The sequence below is a fragment of the Paraglaciecola sp. genome (genome assembly GCF_051252315.1).
GTDB lineage: Bacteria > Pseudomonadota > Gammaproteobacteria > Enterobacterales > Alteromonadaceae > Paraglaciecola.
The window spans coordinates 1-6,299 of the sequence record NZ_JBPOFP010000175.1 but is presented as its reverse complement, the minus strand read 5'-3'; the positions used below and the strand labels follow the sequence as shown (position 1 = coordinate 6,299).

General features: G+C 37.7%; 8 protein-coding genes. 5 read left to right on the top strand and 3 right to left on the bottom strand.

What is annotated here, in order from left to right; all coding sequences use genetic code 11:
• The 3 genes from ACSHXM_RS20440 to ACSHXM_RS20430 all read left to right on the top strand — a co-directional run.
• A partial coding sequence (locus tag ACSHXM_RS20440; RefSeq protein ID WP_435692011.1) for a polyphosphate kinase 2 family protein occupies window positions 1-413 on the top strand: 413 nt, incomplete at its 5' end.
• Window positions 414-513: 100 nt separating this feature from the next.
• A complete protein-coding gene (xthA, locus tag ACSHXM_RS20435) occupies window positions 514-1,320 on the top strand; it encodes an exodeoxyribonuclease III (protein ID WP_435692009.1) in 807 nt (268 codons plus the stop codon).
• Between the two features lie 89 nt (window positions 1,321-1,409).
• A complete protein-coding gene (locus ACSHXM_RS20430; protein ID WP_435692006.1) occupies window positions 1,410-2,054 on the top strand; it encodes an energy-coupling factor ABC transporter permease in 645 nt (214 codons plus the stop codon).
• Window positions 2,055-2,077: 23 nt separating this feature from the next.
• Here the strand turns inward: ACSHXM_RS20430 and ACSHXM_RS20425 are convergent, their stop codons facing one another.
• The 3 genes from ACSHXM_RS20425 to dapA all read right to left on the bottom strand — a co-directional run bounded on the left by ACSHXM_RS20425 (window position 2,078) and on the right by dapA (window position 5,272).
• A complete protein-coding gene (locus ACSHXM_RS20425) occupies window positions 2,078-3,181 on the bottom strand; it encodes a phosphoribosylaminoimidazolesuccinocarboxamide synthase (protein ID WP_435692004.1) in 1,104 nt (367 codons plus the stop codon).
• Between the two features lie 93 nt (window positions 3,182-3,274).
• The gene (bamC, locus tag ACSHXM_RS20420; RefSeq protein WP_435692002.1) at window positions 3,275-4,381 is read right to left on the bottom strand and encodes an outer membrane protein assembly factor BamC; all 1,107 of its coding nucleotides are present in this window, start codon (window positions 4,379-4,381) and stop codon (window positions 3,275-3,277) included.
• 9 nt (window positions 4,382-4,390) lie between these two features.
• The gene (gene dapA / locus ACSHXM_RS20415; protein ID WP_435692000.1) at window positions 4,391-5,272 is read right to left on the bottom strand and encodes a 4-hydroxy-tetrahydrodipicolinate synthase; all 882 of its coding nucleotides are present in this window, start codon (window positions 5,270-5,272) and stop codon (window positions 4,391-4,393) included.
• A gap of 166 nt (window positions 5,273-5,438) precedes the next feature.
• Here dapA and ACSHXM_RS20410 point away from each other — a divergent pair, with 166 nt between their 5' ends.
• Complete coding sequence (locus ACSHXM_RS20410) at window positions 5,439-5,975, top strand: glycine cleavage system protein R (RefSeq protein WP_435691998.1); 537 nt, start codon at window positions 5,439-5,441, stop codon at window positions 5,973-5,975.
• 30 nt (window positions 5,976-6,005) lie between these two features.
• The coding region (gene bcp, locus ACSHXM_RS20405; protein WP_435691996.1) for a thioredoxin-dependent thiol peroxidase at window positions 6,006-6,299 on the top strand (294 nt) is incomplete at its 3' end.

The window sequence follows — 6,299 nt, the reverse complement described above, 5'->3', positions numbered from 1 at the left end:
GTCCAGAATTTGAAAAAATGCTACTCGGTTCAGGCATTAAATTAGTCAAATATTGGTTTTCTGTTTCGCAACAAACCCAAGAAAAACGATTTAAGGAAAGATTAAACAATCCCCTAAAACGTTGGAAATTCTCCGATATGGATTTAGTATCCCGTAGTAAATGGAATCAATACTCTAGGGCTAAAGATGAAATGTTAAAACATACAGATACGAATCTTAGCCCTTGGTACAACATAGAGGCCGACAATAAAAAAGCAGCTAGAGTCAATTGCATTAGCCACCTTTTGTCTTTAATAGATTATCAATACTTAGAACAAAAAACTGTGACACTGCCTAACGTGTCAACAAATGAAATAAAACGACTAGACAAAAGTTGCTTACGTACAGTGCCCCCAAAATATAAGGAAGGCTAATCACTTAAAAGCTAGATAAACACTTGTTCTTAGTGGCATAACCTTTCACAATAATAACACTTCGTTTTTTTAAATTTTTATTTAGGTATTTATCAAACACATGAAAGTTATCTCTTTTAATATAAACGGTATTCGAGCCCGCCTTCATCAATTACAAGCTTTAATCGACAAACATCAACCGGATATTATTGGCCTACAAGAGATTAAAGTGCATAACGAACAATTCCCAGTAGCTGACGTAGAAGCGATGGGATACAAGGTGTACTTTCATGGTCAAAAAGCTCACTATGGTGTGGCCATGTTATGTAAAAAAGAGCCATTAAACGTGCAGTACGGTTTTCCTACCGATGATGATGAAGCTCAGCGCCGTATGATCATGGTCACCTATCCTATGGACAATGGAGAACAAGTCCGCGTTCTAAATGGGTATTTTCCGCAAGGTGAAAACCAAACCCATGAAACCAAGTACCCTGCTAAACGAAAATATTATCAAGACTTAATGGTTTATTTAGATGAGTTTCACACCCCAGATGACAATGTGATCGTAATGGGTGATGTGAATATATCCCATACCGATTTAGATATTGGTATTGGTGAACCCAATCGAAAACGTTGGTTACAAACTAAAAAGTGCAGCTTTTTACCAGAAGAGCGCGAATGGCTAAATACCCTGATTGACTGGGGATTTACCGACGGTTTTAGAGCATTACACCCAGATGAATCAGAAAAATACAGTTGGTTCGATTATCGCTCTAAAGGTTTTCCAGATAATAGAGGTTTAAGAATTGATCTGATTCTGGCAACTAAAAAGTTACACTCGACAATTCAAGAAGCTGATGTAGATTATGAATTAAGAGGTATTGATAAACCCTCAGATCATGCGCCTATTTGGTCGGTTTTTAAGTAAACCGATTCTAATGTTCAATGATTGGTTTTCAATGAATAGTATGCTGGAATTAGTCTCGTAATGAATAGTCCCGAAATGAATAACCCCCTATGACCAGTATTCAAATTATGGCAAGTTTACTTTCTTGTATTCTTGCTTATTGTTGCTTTAAAAACCTATCACTACAGCAACTAAAGTCTGACAAAAAAGTCCAACACCTAATATTTGGCAGCACAGCAGCCATATTCATACTTTGGATGTTTAGAACGGGGACTTACCCCGGGTTAACTGTGCACTTTTTGTGGTTATCGACCCTACCCTTGTTATTAGGTTTTAGGTGGTCAGTACTTAGCGCATCCCTTGCATTGCTTGGTGTCACAATATTAGGTGAAGAAAATTTCAATCTGTTGGGAATAAACTTTTTGTTAGGGGTATTACTCCCTATTTCAGTTACGTATGGCTTATACACATTAATTTACCATGTATTTCCTAAGCAGCCTTATCTGTATTTATTTGTGTGCGGGTTTTTATGCGGTGCATTGGCTATCGGAATGAAGATGCTCGCCCTAAGTGGCTATTATTACTTGGATGGTGTGCATAGTTGGCACACCATTTCAGAAAACTACTTAAACTTGACCAGTTACTTATTAATGCCTGAAGCCATGTTTAATGGTATGACATTAGTTGTTTTAGTGATCCATAAACCTCAGTGGGTTTACACTTTTTATACTCGATTTTCGTTTGAGAAAAAATAGACCACTTAAAACTTCATCAAGGGTTAATCAATTAACTGATATTCATCTCTTAAAATTTGTACCACTTCAGCCTTAGGGTTGTCACTTAATTCAATTTTTGCCCCGGTAATTTTTTCAGCTATATCTAAATAGGTTTTAGATAATTGCATCAAAACATCAACCGGTAATGCATTGTCTGCTGCTAGTGCTGAGCGCTCTGGCATACGGTTTTTATTGAGTAAGATATCTGGCTCTGGAAAATAACTAAGCAACATTTGGCGGAAGCTTTCTTTGGAGTTTTCTACAATATTCCCTTGGCTATATTGCTCAGCGTCCCATATGCGAGATGAATCTGGCGTACCCACTTCATCCATGTATATGAGTTTATTATTACCGTCTAAGTCTTTGACGTAGCCAAATTCAAATTTTGTATCGACAAATATTTGTTCTTGTTTAGACAGTGCATCACTGATAACGGCAAAACCTTCTTTCAATAACTTCTCGTATAACCCAACGTCTTCAATACTTTCGAAGTTAAAAGCTGAATAGTTATCGGTAATGTTTTCACGGGTAATATTCACATCATCAGCTTCTGGTACCCCAGGAATACCTTTAAGTATGCCTTTAGTTGAAGGTGTCATTAGTAATTCTGATAACTTGCTATCTTGGCTTAATCCTTCTTCTAACTGGATCCCACAAAAATCACGTTCACCTTTTTCATAGGCACGCCACATAGATCCCGTAATATATTGACGGCAAATAGCTTCAATCATTACAGGTTTTGCTTTTTGGACAATCCAAACAAAGGGATGGGGTATATCTAAAATATGGCTATCTGCTAGGCCTTTTTGCTTAAACAATCCAAACCAGTGATTTGAAATAGCATTTAACGCAGCGCCTTTACCCGGCACGCCTTGCATGTTTTGTTCACCATGCCAAATACAATCAAAGGCTGAAATTCTATCACTGATGACCATAATGGCTAACGGCGTATTAGCGGGCACTGGATAGTTCTTTTCTTCAATTAAACGGCGGCTATCTGATTCTGTTAACCAATACACAGATCGCACTTTCCCACTATGAACCGGTAAATCGGTTCTTATTGGCAAGTCATTATTAACAGATAAAATTGATTCAGAAAGAGACATGTGTAATTACCAAATGATGAAATAAGAAAAGTGTAGGTTAACCAAAAATAAAGAAGACCGCCTATAGATAACGTCTACAGACGGTAATTTACATTAAATATCCAGGTCTTCTGTAGACATGGTTCTAGAAAAAATAGGATATAAATCAGACACTTTGTTGACTGGGAAAGGGTTACTTTCATTATCAAGCAAGGTCACAGAGGTTTTACTACCTAAGTCACCAATTTTGAAACGATAATCTTCTGAGTCAAGATCAAGTTGATCTTGTTCATCAGCCCACATGCTGTCCCACCATCCGTCATCTATTCCATTAAACTTAGCAAACAGTAGACCTGTACTTTTATCGTAATCTTTTACGTCAAAACCTAACTTTCTAAGTACTAATAAAAAACGTGGCCAAGCTATGTCATATCCAGCATCTACTACATACGCAGCTTCTCCATCTTCATCAAAACCTAGCTCCATTGCTAAACCTTGACGAATTTGACGAATGCGCTTTGCATCAGCTAAGCGTATTTCGTACTCATAATGTTCAATCACTCGATTTAAGATCTCAACTTCATTTCTTCTAGCGTCTCTAGATTGGGTGATTTCAGTTGATTCAGCATCTTTCTTTTCTTTATAGTCGACTAAGTCAACAACAAGAGCAGCCGTCCTACCGTGAGGTTTAAGATCTAGATTAAATTCAAATTTTTGACCAACCGTACGCTCAGAGTTAGACCAGCTATACCACTTAGCATCCAAAGACTCGTCAATTGTCATCCAATCTGATACTAGCTTTTGACGCTCTTTATCAAATTCAGCTACACCTATGCCTTGCGCTTCTAAAAATGCAATCAATGAGTTCCAAATAGTCGTATCTAGCGCCTGACTATCATCAACTTGGTCAAACCAAATTGTTGCTCCTTTTTTGCCTTCTTCTACATGAGAACCTGAAACCAAAGGCAAAACTAGCGCTGGAGAAAGTACACTTAAGTTCTCACCCATAGTGTTCATTGGTGCATTTTCACCTAACTCAGGTAATTTAAACGTTTCACTAAAAGCTGGTTTATCCATACCCTCAGGAACAGCCATCATTTGACCAGGGTTTTCTTCTAAATATTTAAAGCTACCACTTGCCAATTCTCTATCTTCGACTGTGCTACACGCACTCAATGCACACAATGATAATATGCCTGCAATATGTAATTTAAATGTCATGCTATCTCCTTAAGATAATACGCCAGAACTGCGCATGACTTCTTCGATTGTATTTTGGCTCTCAAGTTCCGACTCAACTAAAGGTAATCGTAAAAAAGCCGAATTTGTTAATCCCATTTTATACAAAGCCCACTTTGGTAACACCGGATTCGGCTCAATAAACAGACTTGTATGTAGTTGTGATATTTGTGAATTAATTTGTTTAGCTAACGCATAATCCTTGGCTGTACCAGCATTGCACATGTCAGCTACTTGCTTAGGCGCAATATTGGCTGTAACCGATATAACACCATGGCCACCATTTTCTAAAAAATCACAACTTGATTCGTCATCACCACTTAACATCACAAAATCATCAGCAACTAATGGTTGAGTTGCTTTTAATCGGGCTATGTCACCAGTAGCATCTTTAAGTCCAACGATGTTTGGGTGCTTTGCTAAGGTAGCAACTGTTTCTGGCAACATATCGGCAACAGTTCTGCTTGGTACATTATACAAAATAAGCGGAATATCCGTTGCATCTGCAATTGCTTCAAAATGCGCAATTATTCCTTTTTGTTGTGGTTTATTGTAATACGGCACCACACTTAAAAAACCTTGCACGCCCGTAGTAGATAACTGTTCACTTAAAAATATGGCTTCAGCAGTGGAGTTTGCTCCTGTACCTGCTATCACTGGTATTTTACCTTGAGCATACTCAACAGTGCGTCTTACCACTTCAATATGTTCATCAAATGGCAAGGTAGCGGACTCACCCGTAGTGCCAACAGACACTAAACCGTGCGACCCATTTTGAATATGAAATTCAACCAACTTCTTTAAAGAAGGGTAATCAATTTGCCCATTTTCGAACATCGGCGTAATCAGCGCCACAAAACTACCAGTAAACATGTATTCTCCAGAAAAAATTCGCGCCTAATGGTAATGATCCAACCTTCTAAAAACAAGCTTTGAATAGCACAATAAGCATATTAGAATAGAATCTTTTGATGCTTGGTAAAAATCAGGTATGTTATTAAGCATAAATTACTGAAAAAACAAACTTAAACGGTTAAAAATGAATCAACAACTCATCATAACTATCCTAGGTGCTGAACAAATTGGTGTATTGAGTACTTTAGCCGAAACGGTTTCAGGGGTCGGCTGTAATATACTCGACAGTCGACACGCGATATATGGACAAGATTTCTCGTTAACTATGATAATTGAGGGTTCACCTCGAGCCATCACCCAAGCTGAATGTTTATTGCCGCAAACTTGTCAGAAACATAACCTTTTGTCTTTGATGAAACGTACTTCATCACATAACAAACAAAATTTAGAACACTTAGCTGATGTTGTGATTAGGGGAAAAAGTACTCCCGGATTAATCGATCAGGTCAGTCATTTTTTTGCCGGTTATAAGATATCGGTAAGTGCGTTCAGATTTAAATTTGTCGATACTGATAATGACCAATCACATCAAGAACAAATGATGAAATGCAAAATGGTAATTTCAATCCCACACGATTTAGTCGTTGAAGAGATTGAACAAGCATTTCAAACCTTACTTAAACCACTAAACTTAAAAGGTGAATTCAAACAAAATCACTAGTTTTGTTTCTCACAATCAAAGGATTTATTAATGCAAACATTGACAGCGGGTGAACAAGCGCCCCTACTCTCTCGCCCTGACCAAAATTCAGAGCCAGTATCCATTGCCGATTTCAAAGGAAAGAAGGTATTAATTTACTTTTATCCAAAAGCGATGACTCCAGGCTGTACAGTTCAAGCTCAAGGTTTAAGGGACACACAACAAGAGCTAAATGATTTAAACGTAGTTGTATTAGGTGTAAGTCCAGATGCGGTAAAACGCCTGCCAAAATTTATTGAAAAAGAAAGTCTAAATTTCACTTTGTTATCAGATGAAGATCATGCC